Origin of the sequence: Alteromonas sp. B31-7 (assembly GCF_015767655.1) — a bacterium.
GTDB classification, from domain to species: Bacteria; Pseudomonadota; Gammaproteobacteria; order Enterobacterales; family Alteromonadaceae; genus Alteromonas; species Alteromonas australica.
Genome location: NZ_CP065233.1, coordinates 348,110 through 369,462 on the forward strand (window position 1 = coordinate 348,110; position 21,353 = coordinate 369,462).

Consider the following 21,353-nt stretch of genomic DNA (forward strand, 5'->3'; position numbering starts at 1 on the left):
AACAAATGCAAAATTAGTTTTTGTTTATGAAGTAGATTAATAAGTATCAGCAATTTTGTAATACTGTGAAGATAGCGTTTTGCGCAGACTCTCTAAATTCACGACCAATTCTTGGTGTGTATGAAGGGTGGGGGGCTGATATTACAGTTGTTTTAAAATCGCCTTTTTGCAGGCTACCTACTGAAAACTTGAACGTTACTTTACCTCTAACTTCGTGATGCTGTATGTCTGTTAAGTTTGAAGAGTGTAGTAGCCAATTCTTTGATGATGGGCTATTAGAGCTCTTGGGAACAAGAACAACTTTTGGCTTGAAGTACTCGATTATCTGATTGTTCAGCTCGTGAGAAAACTGAATAGCTCTCTCTAAAAGCGCTTTATCGTATTTAGCCAACTGAGAAGTGAAGCTTTTAAAATCCTTACTTCCCCACAGCACTATGTTAGCCATGAGCGTTTTGTGTTCACCAAACCGCTTGTTGAATATCTCTGAGTAGAATTGCCACTTGTTGTTTGGCTTGTTAATAGGATCCCACAATGGGAAATTCGCACCTTCGCTATTTTTGTACGCTTCGCTGAAATTGTCGTTCATGGCTTGTTGCACAAAACCCTCGTAGTGGGAAGGGGAGGAAGGAGACAAAATAGCGTCGAGAGATTCAGGAACATTAGGATTTGAGCCTAACCAAATTACATCAACTGATTCGGCATTGAGCTTACTTAATACTTTTGCTGTCTCGATTTCCCCGAAGATAGAGCCTCTAAACGGTATCGAATAAGAGCCTGTACCTCTCTTGAGCGCTTTATTTTCTTGGTTTTCTACAAAGTCAGAAATACTATTGTTTATTACTTCAAATATATTCAACGTCATGTCCTTATGATTTGCTTGCGTATTCTTTACAAAGCGACTTTTTAACTTTTTCGTAAGCTTTTTATGAACTAAAGATACGGTAATGCTTGTCTAGCTTCCAAGTGCATTGACTCGGTATTAGATTAAATTTATCACATACCAAGGTTTGAAGCTCAACGCTCTGTACCACTTTTCTGTCTGCATATATTTTAAAGAACTTTGAGTTTCCAGAGTAGATTACTCTACCCCTGCTGACTTCTTGATATTCAACAGCAATGAGCTCAGGAAAACACGGAAGGTATATTCTATGCTCTTCCCACTCTACTAAATGGCTAAAGTCACTGTCATAGAGTGAAAGGCTATCAGGCTCTGTACTATTCAAAGGCATTGCTTTAGCAAGTACAGTCGACTTGTAGACCCAAAAAATACCAATATGAGGCAGCTTAGTTTTCATCTTGTATATCTCCAACATGTTGACGTCACCCAACTGTCTTGACAGAGATTTACAACCCTTTAATTATTTTAAATTTGCTGCTGAAGTGAGCGCTATTCGCTTGCATGATATATCGTAGTCAAAAGAGGAAAGCTAACTTCTTATCTCTACTCGAATAGGTAACGTTAATGTGCATTAACATGAACTATTTAACATGAAAGTAACTCTGCTACGGTTCTAGATCAGAAAGAGAATTATCACAATTATTATAGTGCCCCTTCATAGATTTCAGTCATCTGTGGAGCCTCTTCAGATTTTTAGGAAACCTCCCCTAAAGAAGCTTGCTATGCCAGGAATGAGTGGTTGTTAACAAACAAAGTATACTTCAGAATTCATACTCGAAGCGGTATTACTCTGCTAGAAACCTGATATTATTGGTCGTCAGATTGCTTTAGATATTAGTATTTTTCTTAGTCTACCTAACTGCTGAAAACATCATGCTGCGCAATCTAAAGATAAAACACATAAGAGCAGTGATCCCCGTTGTGACGCGGGGATAGCAGATTAAAACATGAACTTGCCAAGGTCAAAAAATGACCGGTATTTTTACGCGAAGCGACAACGTTTTTAGCCAAAAAGTTACAGTAAGGTATCTAGCGATATCGAGTTTCCGATATGCCTTTCTACTAGTCTATTGTACCGTTTATTCGAAAATGGAGCCTTAGATGATTTGGTGAACTCAAAGAAGCGATGCGAACCAACTTCATGCTCATAAGCATAGCATCACGGTTATGGCATGAGCCAGATAATATTTACTTTGTTGTTCATTGATGCGCTCACTGTAAGGAGATCAGATAGCAATTGGAAAAGCTACCTCTTGGGTCAACGGTGATTTTATCTTTCAGTATTGGACTTGCTTTTACACTTGTTGTAGGGGGTATTACAGGTTTTGGTACGAGCGAGACGCAATAATTGTGACAGGCTTATTGAAATTGCATGTTGTATTCTTCTATTCCTTCGGTGTACTTATTTTACATTGCCGGATTATGTATGAGCAGGCTTTGCAGTAGATTTCTGTTTTTCTGACAAGATTTAGCAACTTAATTGAAATACATGGCTTTTTAATACAGAGTTCCTCTTGTGAATCAGAAAGCTGACCATTTAGGCATTGACTACAATCATATTTTAAGAGAACATGAATTGCCAATAGAGGAATCTTGTGTTGAAAACGAATTACCGCATTAGCAAAAATCTAAAAGTGGTCTTAGCCGCTTTTTTGTTGTGCGCACAATTTTTGTTGATTGTGACTGACGCGTTTTCTATTGAACAAGACCACTTGTTTAGCAATGAATTATGTACTGAAAATACATTAATCGAACTGTCCGATGCTTACGATTTAGATACGGGAAGTGATTGTGACCATTGTTGTTCTTGTCATGGCCATTTTACACACATAGCTTTTTACTTTGATATTGAAAGCTCGTTTCTAAAAAAATCTCCCAATTTAGTCTCAGTTTATAGTGAAGCTACACCTAATCGTTTCATTAACCAAATAGAGCGTCCTCCAAGAATTTAATCCCTGTCGTTTTTCGTTTTTTCAACTGACTAGGATTATATATCATGAAAATTTCACAGTTTCCTGTGCGCAAATTTACGCGCGCCGGAATATTGACTAGTGCATTGATGCTATCTCAAGCCAATGCATTGGCAGAACAAGTAACTTTAGATGATGCAGTTCAACTTACTCTCAACCGTCATCCAAGCTTGTTGAAATTCAGACCTCTTACTAGAGCTCTTGAGGGAGATCGCCAACAAGCTTTGCTTTCTCCAGCTTACACCGTAGGTGCTAATCTAGAAAATGTGATGGGCACAAGTTCTACTTCGGGAGTTCAAGCAGCAGAAGCAACCATCTCTCTATCTTCAGTGTATGAACTTGGTGGAAAGAAGAGTGCAAGAACACTGGTTGTGGATGCCAGAGCTGCCCTTTTAGATTCAGAGCAGTATTCAATGTCTCTCTCACTACTTGGTGGGCTCACTCAGCAGTATATTCGCGTTCTGGCACAACAGGAGCGTCTGCAAATAGCTGAGCGAAGTGTGAGCTTAGCTGAAGATGCTCTTACTGTGATCACTAATAGAATAAAAAGTGGTGCAACGAATGATGCTGAATTGTTCAGAGCTAAATCGGCTTTAAATCAAGCGAAATTAGAACTTGCGACAGCAAAGGTGAATAAAGAGATAGCCCTGCAATCTCTCACACTATTCTGGCAGGGCAATTATGAAGATATCACGCTTACTGGTTCTTTAAATTCACCCGCTAAAAATTATTCCTACGAAACACTTTTTAACCAATTCTTATCATCATCGAATGCGGATTTACTAATTAAGTCACTTGACCTGAAGGACGCTGAAATTCAGTTGGCTAAGTCTGATAATACCGCAGACCTATCTTGGTCTGTTGGTGTTAGAAGGAATCAGGGAGCTCAAGATACATCGTTAGTTTTTGGTGCCTCAATTCCACTATTTGCTGAGAAGAGGAATTCGGGTGCAGTCAAATCTGCAATTGCTAGTAAGGAGGCGGAGTTATTAGAGCGAGACACCAAGTATCTCGATGTAAAAGCGATTCTATTTAAAGCAACGAAAAGCATAAATTTTAGTTCACAGGCAGCATTGCACCTGGAAAAAGAAGTAATGCCAGATTTGAAAAGAGCATTGGAGCTGACCAAGGAGGGCTATCAAAAGGGAATTTACACTTATCAAGAATGGTTTGCTTCACGTGATGCACTTCTCCAATCTCAACGGAGTCTCATCAACTATCGCGAAGCCACCCTGCTCAATGAAGCACTTATCGAACAATGGACAGGGCAATCTCTGAAATCATTCACTTTCAATCTCCAGGATTAATTATGCTAAAGCAAATTTTATTTTTATTTCTTATCGGCACTGTGACATCTATCGCGACCGCAAGTGAAGATGTCACCAATTCAAATGACAACCAAAATATATTCCAGAAAGGTAACATCAAAATAGAAGTAAGTATCGATGAAAGCCCCGAGGGCTCTGTAATTATTGCCTCGACTTTTGAAGATGGGAAGCCATTTATCCCTGATTCCTTTTCTATAGAGCTACAGAAGTTAGGTTCAAGCTCAGAAAAATTTGAGTTTCAAACTTCAGAGGGGGTTTTGCGGTCAATAAAAGCTCTGTCTGAACCTCATTCTTTTAGGGCTACTATTTATCTGACTGACAAAAGACGAAAGTATTCCTGGGAGTGGGAAAACTTCGAGGGAAGAACACAGATCTCAAGAGCATTAACTGAAAAGTTTCAATTAGCAACCTCCGAAGTTCAGAGTGGGACCATTGAAAGACATATCGAATTGTTGGGTACTCTTGTAATTCCACCCAAGAACAAGGCTGAAGTTAATGCGCGGTTCTCGGGAGTTGTAGAAACTCTCGCTTCGGATGTTGGTGACAGCGTGAAGGCTGGCGATGTAATTGCAAAAATTCAATCAAATGACAGCTTACAAACCTACATCGTGAAAGCGCCAATTTCGGGTACGGTAGTAAGTCGAAATGTTAATGTTGGGCAGTTGGTTACCAGTGAAACGCTTTATAAAATAGTCGACGCTGAAACGCTTTGGGCAGAATTGAAAGTATTTCCATCCAAGCGGGATACAATAAAGCAGGGCTCTTATATCCACATAAAAAAAGGTTCCCGACAGCAAGATGCAAAGGTCAAATTTCTCATTCCGTCAGGTTCACTTGAACCTTATCAGATCGCAATTGTTGAAATCACTAATACCGAAGGAGAATTCTCCCCCGGCGATATGGTTACAGGTGTAGTTGATGCTCAGAAAGTCGATGTTTCGCTTCGCGTTGAGAATGAAGCTATCCAATCAATGGATGGTAACTCAGTTGTATTTTTAAACGATGGTAACACGTTTCAAGCTGTCCCTGTCGAGCTGGGTATAAAAGATGACAACTTCACTGAAGTAAAGCGTGGCTTAATCGCTGGTCAAATTTACGTATCAAAAAATAGCTTTCTGATAAAAGCGGATCTTGAAAAATCCGGTGCCTCTCACGCTCACTAATCCTGGAGACGATAAATGATTGATAATATTATTCGTCTTTCAGTAGAAAGACGCTTTTTGTTTCTTGTTCTTGCACTAATCTTAATTGGGATCGGCGTTTGGAGCTACCAGCGATTACCTATTGATGCTGTACCAGATATTACAAATGTACAGGTTCAGATTAACACCAAAGCTCCGGGGTACTCACCATTAGAAGCTGAACAACGAATAACATTTCCTGTCGAAACAGCACTATATGGCTTGCCTAACTTATCCTATACACGTTCTATATCGAGGTATGGTCTTTCACAGATTACAGTTATTTTCGAAGAAGGAACGGATATCTTTTTTGCCCGAAATTTAATCGACGAAAGACTTGCTAACCTTAAAAGTGTTTTACCTGATGGCCTTGAGCCAGAAATGGGGCCAATCGCAACAGGGCTTGGCGAAATTTTCGTATATACACTGGAAGGGAAAGATGGAGCAACGTTACCCGATGGCTCGCCGGTCACACCTATGGCTTTAAGAGAGGTACAAGATTGGATCATTCGACCACAGTTAGCCCAGGTTCCGGGAGTAGTAGAAGTAAACACTATTGGAGGTTATGACAAGCAATATCACGTCAATCCCGACCCTGTAAAAATGCTGGAGATGGGAGTCTCGCTTAAAGACATTTCTGAAGCACTATATTTAAACAATGATAATGCTGGAGCAGGCTATATTGAGAAAAATGGCGAGCAACTTCTTGTTCGCTCTCCAGGTCAATTGACAGGGATAAAGGATATCGAAAATGTCGTAGTAGGAAAAAAAGGATCTGTTCCTGTTCTAATAAAAGATATTGGAACTGTAGGCTTGGGTAAGCAGCTGAGGACCGGTGCCGCTACAAGAAATGGTAAAGAGACAGTGATGGGAACGGTCATGATGTTGCTGGGAGAAAACTCAAGGGAAGTTGCAGCTTTAACTGCCAGTAAATTAACTGAAATTCAAAGATCGTTACCAAGCTGGGTAGTTACTGAACCCGCCTATGATCGAACTACACTGGTCGACAAAGCGATAAACACTGTGCAGAAGAACCTGCTGGAAGGAGCATTACTCGTAATTGTCATATTATTTTTACTACTAGGCAATATTCGAGCGGCTCTTATTACGGCTGCGATCATACCTATTGCTATGATGATGACAATCACTGGAATGGTCCAGAGAGGTGTTTCGGCAAATCTGATGAGTTTGGGGGCTTTAGATTTTGGTCTGATTGTCGATGGCGCTGTCATCATTGTTGAAAACTGTATTAGGCGCTTATCTGAAGCGCAACAGCATCACGGCAGACTTCTTCAACTCAAGGAACGTCTAGAAGAAGTGAAAATAGCAACGATTGAAGTAATCAGGCCCAGCTTATTTGGAGTCGGGATCATAACCGCTGTTTATCTGCCTATTTTTACTTTAACAGGCGTAGAGGGAAAGATGTTTCATCCCATGGCAATAACTGTTGTTATCGCTCTTATTGCGGCAATGATTTTGTCACTGACGGTAGTGCCTGCAGCGATCGCAATTTTCATGGGGGGAAAAATCAGTGAAAAGGAGAGTTTTTTAATACGTTGGGTGAAACTGGCTTACGAACCAGCACTTAGGGCTATTCTTAAATTTAAAGCTGCTGCTCTTGGGGCTGCACTAGCGTTTGTTGTCTTCTGCGGATGGTTGGCAACAACACTTGGGTCTGAATTTATTCCTCAACTGGATGAAGGTGATGTCGCTTTACAGGCTTTACGCATAACGGGTACCGGTCTAAACCAATCAATTCAAATGCAAGAATTACTTGAAGGTGCGCTGTTAGAAATTCCAGAGGTAGCGGTAGTCTTTGCGAAAATAGGTACACCAGAAGTCGCTACAGACCCAATGCCTCCTAATGTAGCCGATAGTTTTGTAATACTTAAACCTCGCTCAGAATGGCCTGATCCAGCTAAATCTAAATCGGATCTAGTGGCTGAAATTGAATCAGTCGCCTCAAAGCTTCCCGGTAATAACTATGAATTTACCCAACCAATTCAAATGAGATTTAATGAATTGATTTCCGGCGTAAGGGCTGATGTTGCAGTCAAGGTTTTCGGTGATGACTTAGAGCAATTGTTGGATTCTGCAAATAAGGTTGCTGAGATCGCTGAGTCGATACAAGGTGCCTCAGACACCCGAGTTGAGCAAGTTGCCGGCCTTCCTATGTTGTCCATATTACCAAAACGAGATGCTCTCGCAAGGTACGGTCTTAACGTAGCAGACATTCAAGCACTCGTTTCAACCAGCATAGGGGGTAAGGAATCAGGCATAATCTATGAAGGCGATCGTCGGTTTAAAATTGTAATCAGATTATCTGAAGAGTTGCGTACAAATATTGACAAATTAGAGAGCTTACCTGTTCGTGTCGGCAATAGTTTTGTACCGCTTGAAGAGGTAGCCACTCTCGAGTTAAAGCCGGCGCCTGCACAGATCAGCCGAGAGAATGGAAAGCGCAGAGTTGTCGTAACGACTAACGTACGAGGAACCGACCTAGGAGGATTTGTCGTTGATTTACAAAAAAGACTTAAATCCGATTTAAAAATGAAGGAAGGATATTGGTTAGAGTTTGGTGGTACCTTTGAACAACTGGAATCCGCCAGCAAACGGCTGACTTTAGTCGTTCCGGTTACGCTTGCGTTGATAGTTGGCATACTCATTATGGCGTTTGGGTCTGTTAAAGACGCATTGATAATTTTCACTGGTGTACCACTAGCCTTGACTGGAGGAGTACTGGCACTCTGGATTAGAGATATGCCTCTTTCAATTTCTGCGGGAGTAGGCTTTATCGCTTTGTCCGGGGTCGCGGTTTTGAATGGACTAGTGATGGTCGCATTCATCAGACAACTCTGGCAGGAAAATGGTGATATTTATACTTCAGTAATTCGAGGGGCCATAATCCGGCTTCGACCTGTTTTGATGACTGCGTTAGTGGCCAGCTTAGGCTTTGTTCCCATGGCACTTAATACAGGAACAGGTGCTGAAGTACAAAGACCGCTCGCCACTGTAGTCATTGGGGGAATTATATCATCAACTTTATTGACATTATTTATTTTACCTGCGCTTTATCAGCTCGCACATAACAAACGCAACTCTTAATCAAATTTTACGCCCGGTATGTTCCGGGCGCACCGGAGCCTCTATGACTCATAATCATTCAAATAGCTCAAACAAAATTGGGTGGGCTTTTCTATTAAATTTCAGCTTCACAATTATTGAATTTATTGGCGGCTGGCTAACGAACAGCACTGCTATAATGGCAGATGCTGTTCATGATCTCGGCGATTCAGTTTCTATTGGAAGCGCCTGGTGTCTCAATAAGTTAGGAGAGAGAGAGGCCGATGAAAATTTCACATATGGGTACAAGCGACTCAGCCTGTTAGGGGCATTTATTAACGGAGCCGTACTTATCCTTGGCTCAATCTGGGTATTATCAGAAGCCATTCCTCGAGTATTAGACCCGGTCGTTCCAAATACAGAAGGCATGATATTACTTGCGATTCTAGGTGTCGCTGTAAACGGCTTTGCTGTGTATAAACTCCAGGGAGGAAATACCCTAAACGAGAGAGTGTTGAACTGGCATTTATTGGAGGACGTTTTAGGCTGGGTTGCTGTATTAATTATTGCCATAGTAATGCAATTTGTCGACTGGCCAATTTTAGACCCCCTACTTTCGATTGGCTTTACGCTTTTTATATTGTTTAATGTAATTCGAAACTTATTAGCAACCTTAAAATTATTTTTGCAAGGTGTTCCAGAGAAAAACTTATACAAACAAGTGTTAGATGAACTCCGGAGTGTTGATAGAGTTGAATATATCCATGACTTAAAAATTTGGTCACTTGACGGAGAACACAATGTTATTACTATACGCGTTGGCAGTGCCTTAAAGACAGTTGAAGAATACAAGTTATTGAAGCTTGATATTTATGATAGCTTGGCCATGTTTGACTTCAGTTACAGCACAGTTGAAATAGAGTTTACTGACGAGCATTCTGCAGTTAATGAGGAGGTGAGATGAAATTCCATCACTCATTAACAATGATAGTCGACAGTAATTCAAGTTTTAATTCTAAGCTAAAATTTTATTTGTGACACATTGTCTACAATCATGACTATAGATTTTCATTGAACTTTTTAGTTTGTTCCCCTCATGATTAAATTTTTTGTTAAACTGTAAGGAGAGTGTGATAGATAATAATGCGTAACTAAAGTGGTAAGAGGCAAGATTGAACACGTACCTTCGACATCAACGTTTCCTTCGTGCTCTTACGAGATGTTGAAAATAAAATATAGAGACATTAATGAAATTTATAAGTAACTATAAGATGAGCTTCTTATTTTTTATTAGTGGTATTTTGTGTTTAATCGCTTATAACATAAAAGGCTCGAGTATAGATGAAAATGGTTTTTTGGTTGAATCGTTTGGCTTCATTCCTATATTTTGGCTGTTTGAGCTGATGGCATCGCTGACTTTTGCTTTCACTTTCATTAAACTTAAAAAAATCAGCGAAAGTAAAAGCACGCGAAGAACTTTTTCTAACTGACAATTTTGCTTTGCGATTTGCTATGCAACTCCTGGCTAGTAATTGAAAACTGAACCTAAAGGTTGTTGGGTATTGCCTTTTAGTTATATCAGACTTTAACTTCTTATATTAAAGCTCGCTAATTATTGGCTTTCTATTCTTTTATACACATTGATGAATTTGCATAGTTGGACCCATGTCAGTGCGGTACCTCATCGGTGAGTCAACAGTCTCAAATCAAAAATATCTACACAATGTGTGTCCGTCCGGTAATCCCCACATTCAATTCATAAGTTAGCTCCGGCATGGTGCTCTCTTTGCAAAGGAGAATGACCATGCAGCAACATCAACGAAGAGACGTGCAAGACTGGCTCAATTTATTTGACCAACAAAAACAAAGCGGACTCACTGCGGTGGCGTTTTGTCGCCAGCAACAGATTAATGTTCAAACATACTACACTAGGCGTCGTGATATCAGGCTACAGCGAACAAATAGTAAGTTCGTTCAGGTTAAGCGTGAAGTCACTAAAGTTGAGTCATACACTGAGGAAATGGGTGGCGACCTCCTCCTGAAATTGGGAAACGCAGAACTTACCGTGCCAACCACTACTAACCCTCATTGGGTTGCCGCCGTGATGAAGGTATTGGCCGAATGAAGATGTTCGTTGAGCCTGCCGACATTTATTTATACATGGAAATCGTCGACTTCCGTAAATCAATTAACGGCTTACTTGTCGTGGTTGAGCAGGATATGAATCTCAACCCGTTCCGTGATGCATTGTTCGTCTTCTGCAATAAAAAGCGCGATAAGCTAAAAATACTCTATTGGGATAAAACGGGGTTCGCACTCTGGTACAAACGACTTGAGAAGCATCGGTTTAAATGGCCTGTCGATGAGAATTTACAGCAGATGCATGTGAGTGAGCAGCAGTTGCAATGGTTATTATCCGGCTTTGATGTGATTGGCCATCAGCCCTTAAATTACACTGCATCCGGCTTATAACCTGTGATCATAAGTAGCGATTAACGATCGCAAAATTGTCTTAATAATGTCGGGTAATCAGTATCTTATTGCATGATAATAAGGTCATGAATATTGATATCGAAAACTTACCCGACGACCCCGCGACACTGAAAAAGATGTTGTCGCAGGTTATGTCTCGCTATCTATATCTCGAAGAACAGTTTCGTATTGCCCAGCACAAGCAGTTCGGTAAAAGTACTGAAGGCCACCCTGGGCAAGGTGAGTTGTTTAATGAAGCGGAAGAACTGGTCGTTGAATCTGAAACCGCCGAAGAAACGATGAGCTACACCCGCAAAAAGGCGACACGTAAACCGCTGCCTAAAGACCTGCCTCGTGAAGTTATCGTTCACGATATTAGCGACGAAGAAAAAATCTGTGGCTGTTGTGCGGGCGAATTACATCGCATTGGTGAAGATAAGTCAGAGAAGCTTCAGTTTATCCCCGCTCAGGTAAAAGTGATTGAGCATGTTCGTCCTAAATATGCGTGCCGTACTTGTGAAAAAGACGGCATCAGCAATAAGGTGAAGCAAGCGCCAGTGCCTCACAGTGTTATCCCCAAAGGATATGCAACGCCAAGCTTGTTAAGTCAAATCATTACCAGCAAATATCAGTATGGGCTACCGCTTTATCGACAAGAAGCAATGTTTAAACAGCATGGTATCGAGCTAAGCCGTAAAACCATGGCTGATTGGATAATCCGCTGCGCTGAGTTATTTAAACCGCTTTATGAGCAGCTTCATCAACACCTGTTAAAGCAACCTGTTATCGCGGCGGATGAAACCACGCTAAAAGTGGTTGAGTCTGAAAAAGCGAACAGCTATATGTGGTTGTACGCCAGTGGCGCTGATTCACCTAGCGGTAATATCCCCGATACAGCGACATCCAATATCGTGTTGTACGATTATCACAATAGTCGCGCTGGGCAATGCGCAGTAGACTTCCTTGATGGCTATAACGGCTACCTGCAAGTAGATGGCTATCAAGGCTATGAGCAAACGCAAGCCACACTCATTGGTTGTTGGGCACATGCACGCCGTAAGTTTATGGAAGCCAAAAAAGGTGCAGGAAAGAAAGGCAGTGGCAAAGCAGATTGGGCGCTCAATCACATCCAAAAGCTCTACCGCATAGAAACCCAGCTAAAAGATAAAGCGGTAGAAGTGCGCTACAGCACAAGACAAGAAAAAAGCCTGCCGTTACTCAATCAGTTTTACACATGGCTAACGAAATCAGTCCAGCAAGTACTACCTAAAACCAAATTAGGTGAAGCGATACAATACTGCTTGAACCAATGGGAAAAGCTCGAGCGTTATACACTAGACGGCCAACTAAGTATCGATAATAATCGCGCTGAGCGCGCGATTAAACCGTTCGTCATAGGCAGAAAAAACTGGCTATTTAGTCAAACCGCCACGGGCGCAAACGCCAGCGCAGTGCTCTACAGCATCATCGAAACCGCTAAAGCTAACGACCTCAATGTGTTCGAGTATGTGATGACTTGCCTTGATGAACTCAGCAAGCCCGACGTCGATATCGAGCAACTTCTACCATGGCAATTTGCTAAGCGTTAGGTGGGATTACCGGACGCGCACCACAATGTAGCTAACCACAACAGTGATGAAATTGCGATCGTCACTAAAACAGCCGCTGAGCCTAAATCTTTAGCTAAGCCTGACAGTGGGTGAATCTCTTTTCCAATACGGTCAATAGTTACTTCAATTGCAGTATTTATAATTTCAGCGAACAAAACGAAGAGTATGGAGGAAAGTAAAATCGCCTTTTCCATATAAGGAATTGACCAAAATGCAAGCACTCCCGCCGCTAAGATAAGTAAGATAAGTTCTTGCCGGAACGCTGACTCGTTTTTAACAAGCCATGATATAGCTCGAACTGAGTTTTTCATTGCTAATACAATACGCAACATGCCCTTTGGTTTGGCTTTAGGGTCGAAATGCATTTTTGATGTGGTTTCGTCTATGACTCGCATTTTCGTAAAATATCCTGAGTGGGTTGGTAGGTGCTGCTTTGCACATTAGTAAGACCAAGTAATGTGTCAAAAAGGTTGTCATGCGAATAAGGATGACTGGACAACGACCTTACGCAATCACTGTATTCAGGTTGGCTAAACTTGGAGGCCCAATAAACCATTGGTACATGAGTTTGCTCAACAGGCGCTAAATTATAAGGGAAACCGTGTAAATAAAGCCCTTTTTCTCCCAATGACTCACCATGATCCGATAGATAAAGCATCGACGAATTAGGAATAGTGGAAAGCTGTTCAATAATCTGGCCTAGCACGTAGTCTGTGTATGCAATAGTATTATCGTACGTATTTGTCAGCTCTGCCTCTTCACAATTTTGAATATCACTTCTGGGACAGTCTGGCACGAACTTAGCAAATTTCTCTGGGTATCTCCGGTAATAGGTAGGCCCGTGTGAGCCAATCATATGTAAGACTATAACTCTATGTTCTTTAGATGGTCTTGAAAGAGTTTCTCTTAAAAGGTCAATAAGTACCTCATCATAACAATAATCTCCATCGCACAACTTGGGAACTCTTGACGGGTTGAAGTCTATAGTCTCTACCCTCTTGCATACTCCTTTACAGCTACTGTTATTGTCAATCCATGTGACGTCAACACCTGCACGATGAATGATGTCTAAAACATTGTCCTGACTGTCTGCGATACGCGAATCATAATTTTCTCGTGAAAGTCTTGAGAACATACATGGCACAGAGACTGCGGTAGCAGTGCCGCAAGATGTCACCTTGCTAAAACTGATTGCACCTGCGTTCTGGATATTAGGCGTAGTACGCCTCGAATAGCCGTTGCTTGAAAACTTGTCAGCTCTGGCCGTTTCGCCAACCACAAACACTGTAGTAGACGGATGTATATCAGCATTCCCTTTTATGTAGGGACGCTTGTCTAATACTTTGTAGGGTAAAGGCGGATAGAAGTAAGTGTCCCGAAGGTACTTGTACCCTGAATCATAAAAGGCGTAGGGAATAATATACTTCGTTAGGTCTTTGTTATTTCTGCCGACAGCTGCATAGCTCTTAAAAAGGAACGTGGCTATAATTGCAATACCCAATAAAGCTAATAAGTTCAGCACTAGAAGGTGCTTGATTCGAGCCTTGAGCTTCCTGTCAACGGTAATCTAATTTTGACCCACTTAGCGGTAAAGTAAAATTGACCCACCTTTAGCGTTTAAACTTCATTGTGTTTATTGTTGACTGGGGCTATTCCAGCTGTTTTCTTGCCTCTAAGCCGGTAACTGTTTCCTGCAATTTGAACGATATGAGCATGATGTAATAGTCTATCTAACAAGGCAGCAGTCAGCGTTTGATCGTCAGCGAAGGCCGTTGACCATTGTGAGAACGGTAAGTTACTCGTGACGATTACACTGCCATGCTCGTAACGTTTAGCAATTACATTAAAGAACAGATTGGCTTCTTCTCTACCGAACGGTAAATAGCCTATCTCGTCTATCACTAGTAGCTTGGGGGCGAGTACGCTACGTTTAATATACCCTTCCAGCCTGTCTTGTTTTTTGGCTGTTCCTAGTTGCAACATTAAATCGGCGGCGGTAATAAAACGCACTTTGATGCTTTTTTGAATGGCCTGATAGGCGTAGCTTAGTGCCAAGTGGCTTTTCCCCACACCACTAGGGCCAAGTAATACGATGTTCTCAGCTCGCTCGATAAATGCGAGGCTGGTAAGTTCTTGAAGCTGTTTTTTAGGTGCACCGGTAGCGAACTTGAAGTCGTAATCTGCGAACGACTTAATCGCCGGTAGACCCGCGAACTTAAGCAGTGTTTCCCTCGTTCGTTGCTGTCTTGCTTCTACTTCAACATTCAGCAGTGATTCTAGGAAGTCAGCCAATGAGCTTTCTTTCCCAGCGGCGTTGTCAGCAATGGCAGACCACTCGGTTGCTAAGGTGCATAACTTTAGGCTGTCACAAGCTTGTTGTATTCGTTCCATTTGCAAGTTCATGGCTGCGCCCTCAACAATTGGTCATAAACACTCAGCGGGTGCTGGAAGCTTTCAACGGGGACGGCCCTTCGTGATGGTATGCGTGGTGACTTACCAGACAGAGATTTTAACGGCAAGGTCGCTAATGCCAGTTGCTCTTTAATTAACAAGGCCGCTGGCGTTTGCTTTGTCGTCCCATGTACTCTTTGATTGGCAACATCTTCGAGCCATGGCCCGATTTGTGCGTTGGCCGTATCAACATCTAGGGTAAGTCCGGCTTGTTTCAATGTTGCAGCAAGCGGCGTAATAAAACTGTGCTTTAGGTAACCATTAAACCGCTCCACTTTACCTTTGGTTTTGGCTCGATAGGGACGGCATGCCCTTAACCTGAACCCATAATCAGACGCTAGTTCAAGAAGATGCTTATTGACGTGGTCAACCAAATTCACACAACTCAGTTAAGCCGCTTTTCCTAAGTTAGCCATGTCAGCTTCATATTGGTTTGGACTTTTGTAATCCAGATATGAGTGCATTCTTTGGCTGTTATAAAACATAGTAATATATTGCAGGATATCCTGCTGAGCAGCATGACGGCTCTGGTAATGACGCCATTGCACTCGCTCTTGTTTTAATGTGCCGAAGAAGCTCTCTACAACGGCATTGTCCCAACAATCACCTTTCCTACTCATGCTACCTGTTACCTTGTACTGCGCCAGTAGCTGTCTAAATTGTCGGCTGGCATATTGCGAACCACGATCCGAATGATGTATCAGGCCAGCCTTGGGCTTACGTTGCCATAAAGCCATTGTTAAGGCATCACACACAAGCTGGGCACTCATCCGAGAAGACATACTCCAACCCACGACTTTGCGTGAGAACAGATCGATGACAACGGCCAGATACAGCCAGCCTTCCTGCGTCCAGATATAGGTAATGTCAGAGACATACGCCTGGTCTGGTTTTTGCGCATCAAAGTCGCGTGATAGCACGTTATCAAATACAGGTTGCTGATGGTCGCTGTTGGTCGTTACTTTGTATTTTCTACGTCGTCTGACGCTCACGTCGGCTTCTTTCATCAAGGCTCTCGTTCGCTGTTTTCCAACCGGATAACCGAGCGAATTCAGCGCGCGTTTCATTCGCCTTACGCCATAGGTAAAGTCACTGGCATCTGCTATCTTCTGTACCCATTCAATTAGCTCATCATGTTGAGGGTCTGGTTCGAGTTGCTCGTTTCGTCGCACTGCACTGTAGTAATTACGGCGACTGACTCCCAGAACCTGACACATCAGACTAATCGGCCAGGTCTTCTTATGTTGGGTAATGAAACCGTATTTCACTTGGTTTCTTTGGCAAAGAAGACCGTCGCCTTTTTTAGGATCTCTTTCTCCATTTTCAGGCGTTTATTCTCTGCTCGCAACTGACGAATTTCTTCCTGTTCCGGTGTCAACTTACCGTTGCCTCGAAATGCGTGAGCGCCTTCTGATTCTTGCTCTTTAAGCCAGCGGCCTAACATATTCGCGCTAATACCAAGACTACGAGCAGCCTCAGCAATCTTATAATTTTGTTCTGTAACCAGACTAACAGCGTCCAGTTTGAATTCTTTTGAATAGCTTTTTCGCGTTTTCATATACACTCCAGTTGAGATAATTATCCCTTAACTGGCTGCGTGAATCTATTGGAGCACGTCATATTCCATCGATGGCGACCATCGCCATAGGCATCTCGCTCAATCATCAAGCATTTGGCGTTATCAAACAGGATTTCCTTCGGGACACCACCGAAGTAATGAAGCGCCTCGCGGATCCCGTTTATCCAATCATCCTGCTTCTCATGTGTGCTGAAACACACGTAAGTACCACGGCTATAGCCCATTGTAGCCACAAACGCTTTAAGCTTAGCGTGACCACGCTTAATAGTAGTGAAGTCTACTTGCATCTGTTGTCCTGGTGCCGTTTCGAAGCGCACGATATCTTCTTCTGCTTTGGGCTTAAATTGCCGAATGTAGATTTTTAAAATCCCTTCTTTGCCGTCGTATCCCTGCGTTTGAATCTCGCGTAACAAGACCGTCGCGGGGATCCAATAGGGCTTAGCAGCCTCAATGCGTTCTCGAACGTAGGGTTTAAAAGGGTCTAACTTTGAAGGTCTTTCTGGCCTTGGCCCATAATTAGGTGTGCGGGCGATGTCTCGCAAATAACAACGAACGGTGTTTCGAGCGATACCGAGTTGACGGCTAATAGCTCGGATACTGTGACCTTGTTGATGTAGCACGTGAATATCCACTAGTGACTCCTGATTTAGCATTGCATCTCAACCACCGTTTTTTTCATAACCGGTGGTCATTGTGCCTCAGGTGGGTCAATTTTAAATTGTCGTTAGTGGGTCAGTTTTACATTGCCGGTGACATCCCATTTAATTCCAGGTTAAAAATCGCAAATACAGGGATTAATCCCAATATAGAGAAGAATAAAACAAGTGTCGAATTTAGATAGGAAAAAGCTTCACCAGAATTTGTTTCCATTACATTCTGTATCATGCTCTTATCGAAAATGACACCATAGGCCAAGGTGCCGTAAAGTAGTAGAGAACTTACAACGAAAGCAATTGCAACGGTGGTGCGCGGCAAAAATAGGGCACCAAAAAGACTTAGAAAAATAACATTAAAAAAGGTTAGCAAGAGCGGTACAGAGAGAAAAAATACCCACTCATTCAATGTTACAGGGGCTACAACTTCATAAACAGCAGACAGAAATGGTGCGTTGAATATTGCTGCGATAAATAGTGAAGAAACTAAAATGAACTGAGCTGATGTAGGATTAAAGTTTAGTGTTATTGGGAATTTCACAATAAGGCTCTCGTGTACTTCTTAGCACACAAGTTACCTGTCAAAACTTAAATGACGCTTAAGGAAAACTGTGGAATGAAAATTTTCGCACTATTTTTTCATTTTATGAAGATATGTATTTCTCACGTAACGGGCCTGTCTGGGATATAACTAAAGATCTCAGTCGTCGTTCTCGTAAGCGGACATTTTTCGGTTAATGCCTCGTGCGATAATAGAACCCAGTGGACGCGATGTGCATATCCTACAGACGTTGCCATTTCTTTTTTAAAACAATCATTACGTACGTGTTTTTCATCTACGAGGATATATCTTCCCTTGTCAGTCTTCTCCATCCACTGGTAGGCGGCAGATAATTGCTCATCAGTAGGGGTATGATAGCCAAAGTGGACGATGGGATAAGGCGAGAAGAGAATAAACTGTTCAGAAAAATCAACAAGTGCAATAGTTGCATCATGTTTGCCAATTTCTTTTTCAATATTTCCAAATACGCTTTTAGGGGTTTTTACATCTTCAAGTAAAGTGTAACCCCATGTAGCGTACATGCCCCAAAGAGTACACAAGAAATAAGGCCAGGCTTTCCAGTGCTTCCCTCTAGAAGTAATCACCGTAACCAGACACGTCAGTCCCCCCGTTACTAAAAAAAACATCCACGGAGAAAGCCCGAACTTTTCTTCTAATTTTAGGGCGAATGATGCTTCTACTATGCCGGAAAAACCAAACCCCAATAAGCCTACTGATAGTAAAAATACAACACCCCACAAAAGCCAGGAGAATACTTTTTTATTAACAACTGAATCAAAGTAAGGCGCAGAGATCAGTGCCAGCATCGGCAATGCGGGTAAGATGTACACCCCCCGTTTGCCAGGACTTACGCTGAAGAAAAGCAGGACAAGTACAATCCAACCCAACGGTAAGAGTATGCGGGCATCACCTTTTTTAATTGCGCTATACCAAAATGGGATGAGCCATGGAAGAGCGATGCTAATTGGCAGCCAAAATAATGGAATAACCTCAACGAGGTAATACCAGAATGGCTTTATGTGATGCCAGGAATCAGCATATCGAGTGACCGTTTGCCTAAAAAGAATGTTATCTCTATATAGAGCAAGTGATGGATCGTGGCTATTTTCGACTAATATCAACATAGGTATAAACCATAGTGATATAGCCAGTAACATCACCACTGCACCCATTATCCACGGTAATACGGAGTTTTTAGTTTGCTTCTTAGCTATGTCCCGCTGAGGCCAAACGCGTCGATGTATCAAGTATGGTATCAGCATTAAGACTGGTAAAAATCCGACCCCTTTTGTGATGACGCCAATTCCCATGAAGAAAAAGGCGAGGTAATACCAACGCCATCGCCTTTCAACTAAGAAAAAGCGCAGAAGACCATAGCATCCTATTGTTATCCAGCAGCAGACCATTGCGTCTATTTGTGCAGACTTGGCCTGAAGCAAAAATTGAAAACTCAATAAAAGAAGTGACGTTGCGATCAGCGCTTCTTTTGTGCTCCACAGTCGTTTTGAGATGTCATACACCAAAAAAAGTGTGAGTAGGCTGCATAAAGCAGATGGGAGCAGAAAGGCAATCTTAATTGACCCGAATAGCGCAAAGAAAAAAGCGATAGACCACATAAACACAGGTGGTTTATCAGGATAAAACTCTTCCGCTCTGGCTGGAAAGAACCACTGACCTGTTTCAACCATTTCTTTTGCAACTTGTGCAAAACGAGGTTCGTCAGCAGGCCAGGGATCTCTTAACCCAATCCCGATAAATATCAACACGCTAGCCAGTACAAAAAGCCAGAAAGTATAATTTGGGTGCTTGTTCTTATGTTTAATGGCTAAGCTCGTCTGATTCATTGCTACATTTGCTGCTTTTTGTGAGTGAACGAAGAGTTTTATCGTCATTATGTTGACGACGATAAACCTTAAAAAGATATGCGCTTAGCAAGCTGGAAATCCCGAATAATAGGGCGCTTATGATTATTTTAAGTTCAGAGTTGACTAATACACCCTTACCCATCAATGCAAAAACCGCCATTTGAGGGATGTAGCCAATAGTAGACCCAAGAATAAAAGAGCGTCGTGGAATCTTTGAAACGCCAGCAAAAATGTTTGTGAGTAGATTATTTCCTACTGGCAACAGTCTAATGATAACGGACTTAAGAAAGGGAGAGCGAACTAGAAAATGGTCTAACTTGCGCACCCGCATTTCAAAGTGTTGAATAATAATCGGTCTAGCGAAAGATCGGGACACTGCCATAACTGTTGCACAGCTGAGGATAGCTGCTAATGTTGAATAGATGATACCTGCAGCAAATCCAAAGGCATACCCCCCCATAAATGCGACTAACTGGCGTGGAAGTCCGATAGAAAGTAAAAATACTGAGACGGCTAAAAATTTGGCTATCCCTGTCACTCCATTATTACGGGTATGCTTGTCTATCCATTCCTGATTAAATGCGTCAAATGAGGGAGAGACCGGAATCAAATGACTAAAAAACAGAATGGTAAGTACCAAAATGAAGAAACGAAGGAGACTGGAATTCAATTAGATACTCTCTTCATTTTCTAAGATGACATCATTAAGTTTATTACGTTTCTGAAGCCAATAAACTCCTGCCATATCAGTTAGTCCGACCCCAAGCCGCCCTAACATATTATATTTTGATTTTCCAAATTGCCTGTCTCTGTGATTCACCTCAACAACTTTAATGATCCCACCTTGTCGCCGGATCAGTGCTGGCAGAAAACGATGCATATGATCAAAATAGGGTAAATCGAGGAATGTTTGTTTTGGAAAGACCTTTAACCCACATCCGGTGTCAGGTGTATCATCATTAAGAAGTTTACTTCTTACAGAATTTGCTAGTTTTGACTGAAATCTTTTCCAAGCTGTATCCTTTCTGTTTTTACGGTGACCAGCAATGCAAAAGTGACTCCCTAACGGAAATTGAGAGGCCATAGTCAGGAGGTTTGGTATATCAGAGGGATCATTCTGCCCATCCGCATCAAGTGTTACTACAAGTTCTCCATCAGCATGGCTCACCCCTGTCCAAATAGCTGTACTTTGTCCCACCGAGTGCTTATGCCGTAGTACGTTAACTTTGTCAAAGCCACTCGCTTTCAGGTAAAGCAAATTCTCAAATGTCTTATCCGTACTTCCATCATCAACATAGATGACTTCGAAGTTTGCTACACCTGTTAACGCTCTATAAATTTCCTCAATTAAGGGTTTTAAATTTTCTTCTTCGTTTTTTGCTGGTATTACAACTGAAATTCGCACGTAGCCCTCTGTCAAAGCCCCAAGATCAAGCAAATTCTATTTTCGACAGGAAAACTCTAACAAACGAAACTTAAGATACGCTTATGAAGAGTCATTTAATTGAGGTAATAATGTTCTAATCGCTCAGGAAGGAAGAAAGAGGCTGGTTAAGGAGGGAACGCTATAGGAGTGTGTTTCGACCAGCTATCGTAGTACTTTCGCCACGGCCTTGGCTTGCACTTACAATCACCTTGTCATGTTATTGCAAATATTTTGTCCTGAGGAACGCTTGCGGCCAAATAAGCCACAAAGTCAGTGCTTGAATCGGCATAAGCAG

At 42.0% G+C, this 21,353-nt stretch carries 18 protein-coding genes and 3 pseudogenes; 9 read left to right on the top strand and 12 right to left on the bottom strand.

The window, feature by feature from the left end; translation table 11 throughout:
- Positions 1-46 precede the first annotated feature (46 nt).
- Together IUA53_RS01465 and IUA53_RS01470 are read right to left on the bottom strand one after the other, a co-directional pair.
- Positions 47-862, bottom strand: coding sequence for a hypothetical protein (locus tag IUA53_RS01465; protein ID WP_196898096.1), 816 nt, complete (start codon positions 860-862; stop codon positions 47-49).
- 61 nt (positions 863-923) lie between these two features.
- Positions 924-1,313 (bottom strand): hypothetical protein, encoded by a 390-nt coding sequence (locus IUA53_RS01470; protein WP_014997011.1) that lies wholly within the window; start codon positions 1,311-1,313, stop codon positions 924-926.
- Positions 1,314-2,493: 1,180 nt separating this feature from the next.
- Here IUA53_RS01470 and IUA53_RS01475 point away from each other — a divergent pair.
- The 9 genes from IUA53_RS01475 to tnpC all read left to right on the top strand — a co-directional run bounded on the left by IUA53_RS01475 (position 2,494) and on the right by tnpC (position 12,501).
- Positions 2,494-2,850: a hypothetical protein gene (locus IUA53_RS01475; protein ID WP_023559486.1), complete on the top strand. Its 357-nt coding sequence runs from the start codon at positions 2,494-2,496 to the stop codon at positions 2,848-2,850.
- A 44-nt stretch (positions 2,851-2,894) separates the two neighbouring features.
- Entirely contained in the window at positions 2,895-4,175 is a 1,281-nt protein-coding gene (locus IUA53_RS01480) for a TolC family protein (protein WP_012516884.1), read from the top strand.
- A gap of 2 nt (positions 4,176-4,177) precedes the next feature.
- Positions 4,178-5,359, top strand: a complete 1,182-nt coding sequence (locus IUA53_RS01485) for an efflux RND transporter periplasmic adaptor subunit (protein ID WP_012516885.1) — start codon at positions 4,178-4,180, stop codon at positions 5,357-5,359.
- Positions 5,360-5,374: 15 nt separating this feature from the next.
- Entirely contained in the window at positions 5,375-8,482 is a 3,108-nt protein-coding gene (locus tag IUA53_RS01490; protein ID WP_012516886.1) for an efflux RND transporter permease subunit, read from the top strand.
- A gap of 43 nt (positions 8,483-8,525) precedes the next feature.
- Entirely contained in the window at positions 8,526-9,404 is an 879-nt protein-coding gene (locus IUA53_RS01495) for a cation diffusion facilitator family transporter (protein ID WP_020742700.1), read from the top strand.
- 307 nt (positions 9,405-9,711) lie between these two features.
- Positions 9,712-9,930: a DUF3955 domain-containing protein gene (locus tag IUA53_RS01500; RefSeq protein ID WP_226434510.1), complete on the top strand. Its 219-nt coding sequence runs from the start codon at positions 9,712-9,714 to the stop codon at positions 9,928-9,930.
- Between the two features lie 314 nt (positions 9,931-10,244).
- Positions 10,245-10,565 carry an IS66 family insertion sequence element accessory protein TnpA gene (gene tnpA / locus IUA53_RS01505; protein ID WP_014979025.1) on the top strand — a complete coding sequence of 107 codons (321 nt, stop codon included), beginning with the start codon at positions 10,245-10,247 and terminating at the stop codon, positions 10,563-10,565.
- A complete protein-coding gene (gene tnpB, locus IUA53_RS01510) occupies positions 10,562-10,912 on the top strand; it encodes an IS66 family insertion sequence element accessory protein TnpB (protein ID WP_014979024.1) in 351 nt (116 codons plus the stop codon). The genes tnpA and tnpB overlap by 4 nt, the downstream gene beginning before the upstream one ends.
- Positions 10,913-10,998: 86 nt before the next feature.
- Positions 10,999-12,501 (top strand): IS66 family transposase, encoded by a 1,503-nt coding sequence (tnpC, locus tag IUA53_RS01515; RefSeq protein ID WP_196898098.1) that lies wholly within the window; start codon positions 10,999-11,001, stop codon positions 12,499-12,501.
- On the opposite strand, the gene IUA53_RS01520 is transcribed toward tnpC, so the two are convergent.
- From IUA53_RS01520 to IUA53_RS01565, 10 genes and pseudogenes are all read right to left on the bottom strand, one after another.
- Positions 12,498-12,917, bottom strand: coding sequence for a diacylglycerol kinase (locus IUA53_RS01520; RefSeq protein WP_196898100.1), 420 nt, complete (start codon positions 12,915-12,917; stop codon positions 12,498-12,500). The genes tnpC and IUA53_RS01520 overlap by 4 nt on opposite strands.
- Positions 12,905-14,089 (bottom strand): phosphoethanolamine transferase, encoded by a 1,185-nt coding sequence (locus tag IUA53_RS01525; RefSeq protein WP_269748628.1) that lies wholly within the window; start codon positions 14,087-14,089, stop codon positions 12,905-12,907. The genes IUA53_RS01520 and IUA53_RS01525 overlap by 13 nt, the downstream gene beginning before the upstream one ends.
- Positions 14,090-14,139: 50 nt before the next feature.
- Complete coding sequence (istB, locus tag IUA53_RS01530; protein ID WP_196898101.1) at positions 14,140-14,925, bottom strand: IS21-like element helper ATPase IstB; 786 nt, start codon at positions 14,923-14,925, stop codon at positions 14,140-14,142.
- A pseudogene (locus IUA53_RS01535) lies at positions 14,922-15,323 on the bottom strand (IS21 family transposase); the annotation flags it as partial. The pseudogene IUA53_RS01535 and the gene istB, both read right to left, overlap by 4 nt.
- A gap of 39 nt (positions 15,324-15,362) precedes the next feature.
- Positions 15,363-16,531 (bottom strand): IS3 family transposase gene (locus IUA53_RS01540; protein WP_196897259.1). Its coding sequence is split into 2 segments (ribosomal slippage): positions 15,363-16,279 and positions 16,279-16,531, totalling 1,170 coding nucleotides; the frame shifts between segments, so codons are not numbered across the junction.
- 62 nt (positions 16,532-16,593) lie between these two features.
- Positions 16,594-17,205, bottom strand: a pseudogene (gene istA / locus IUA53_RS01545) (IS21 family transposase); the annotation flags it as partial.
- Positions 17,206-17,308: 103 nt separating this feature from the next.
- A pseudogene (locus IUA53_RS01550) lies at positions 17,309-17,746 on the bottom strand (phosphoethanolamine transferase domain-containing protein); the annotation flags it as partial.
- Between the two features lie 122 nt (positions 17,747-17,868).
- Positions 17,869-19,611 carry an ArnT family glycosyltransferase gene (locus IUA53_RS01555; protein WP_020742702.1) on the bottom strand — a complete coding sequence of 581 codons (1,743 nt, stop codon included), beginning with the start codon at positions 19,609-19,611 and terminating at the stop codon, positions 17,869-17,871.
- On the bottom strand, positions 19,586-20,302 hold the full coding sequence (locus IUA53_RS01560) for a TVP38/TMEM64 family protein (protein WP_015066032.1): 717 nt from the start codon (positions 20,300-20,302) through the stop codon (positions 19,586-19,588). The genes IUA53_RS01555 and IUA53_RS01560 overlap by 26 nt, the downstream gene beginning before the upstream one ends.
- Positions 20,303-21,037, bottom strand: a complete 735-nt coding sequence (locus IUA53_RS01565) for a glycosyltransferase family 2 protein (RefSeq protein ID WP_015066033.1) — start codon at positions 21,035-21,037, stop codon at positions 20,303-20,305. It lies immediately after the preceding gene.
- Between the last annotated feature and the right edge of the window lie 316 nt (positions 21,038-21,353).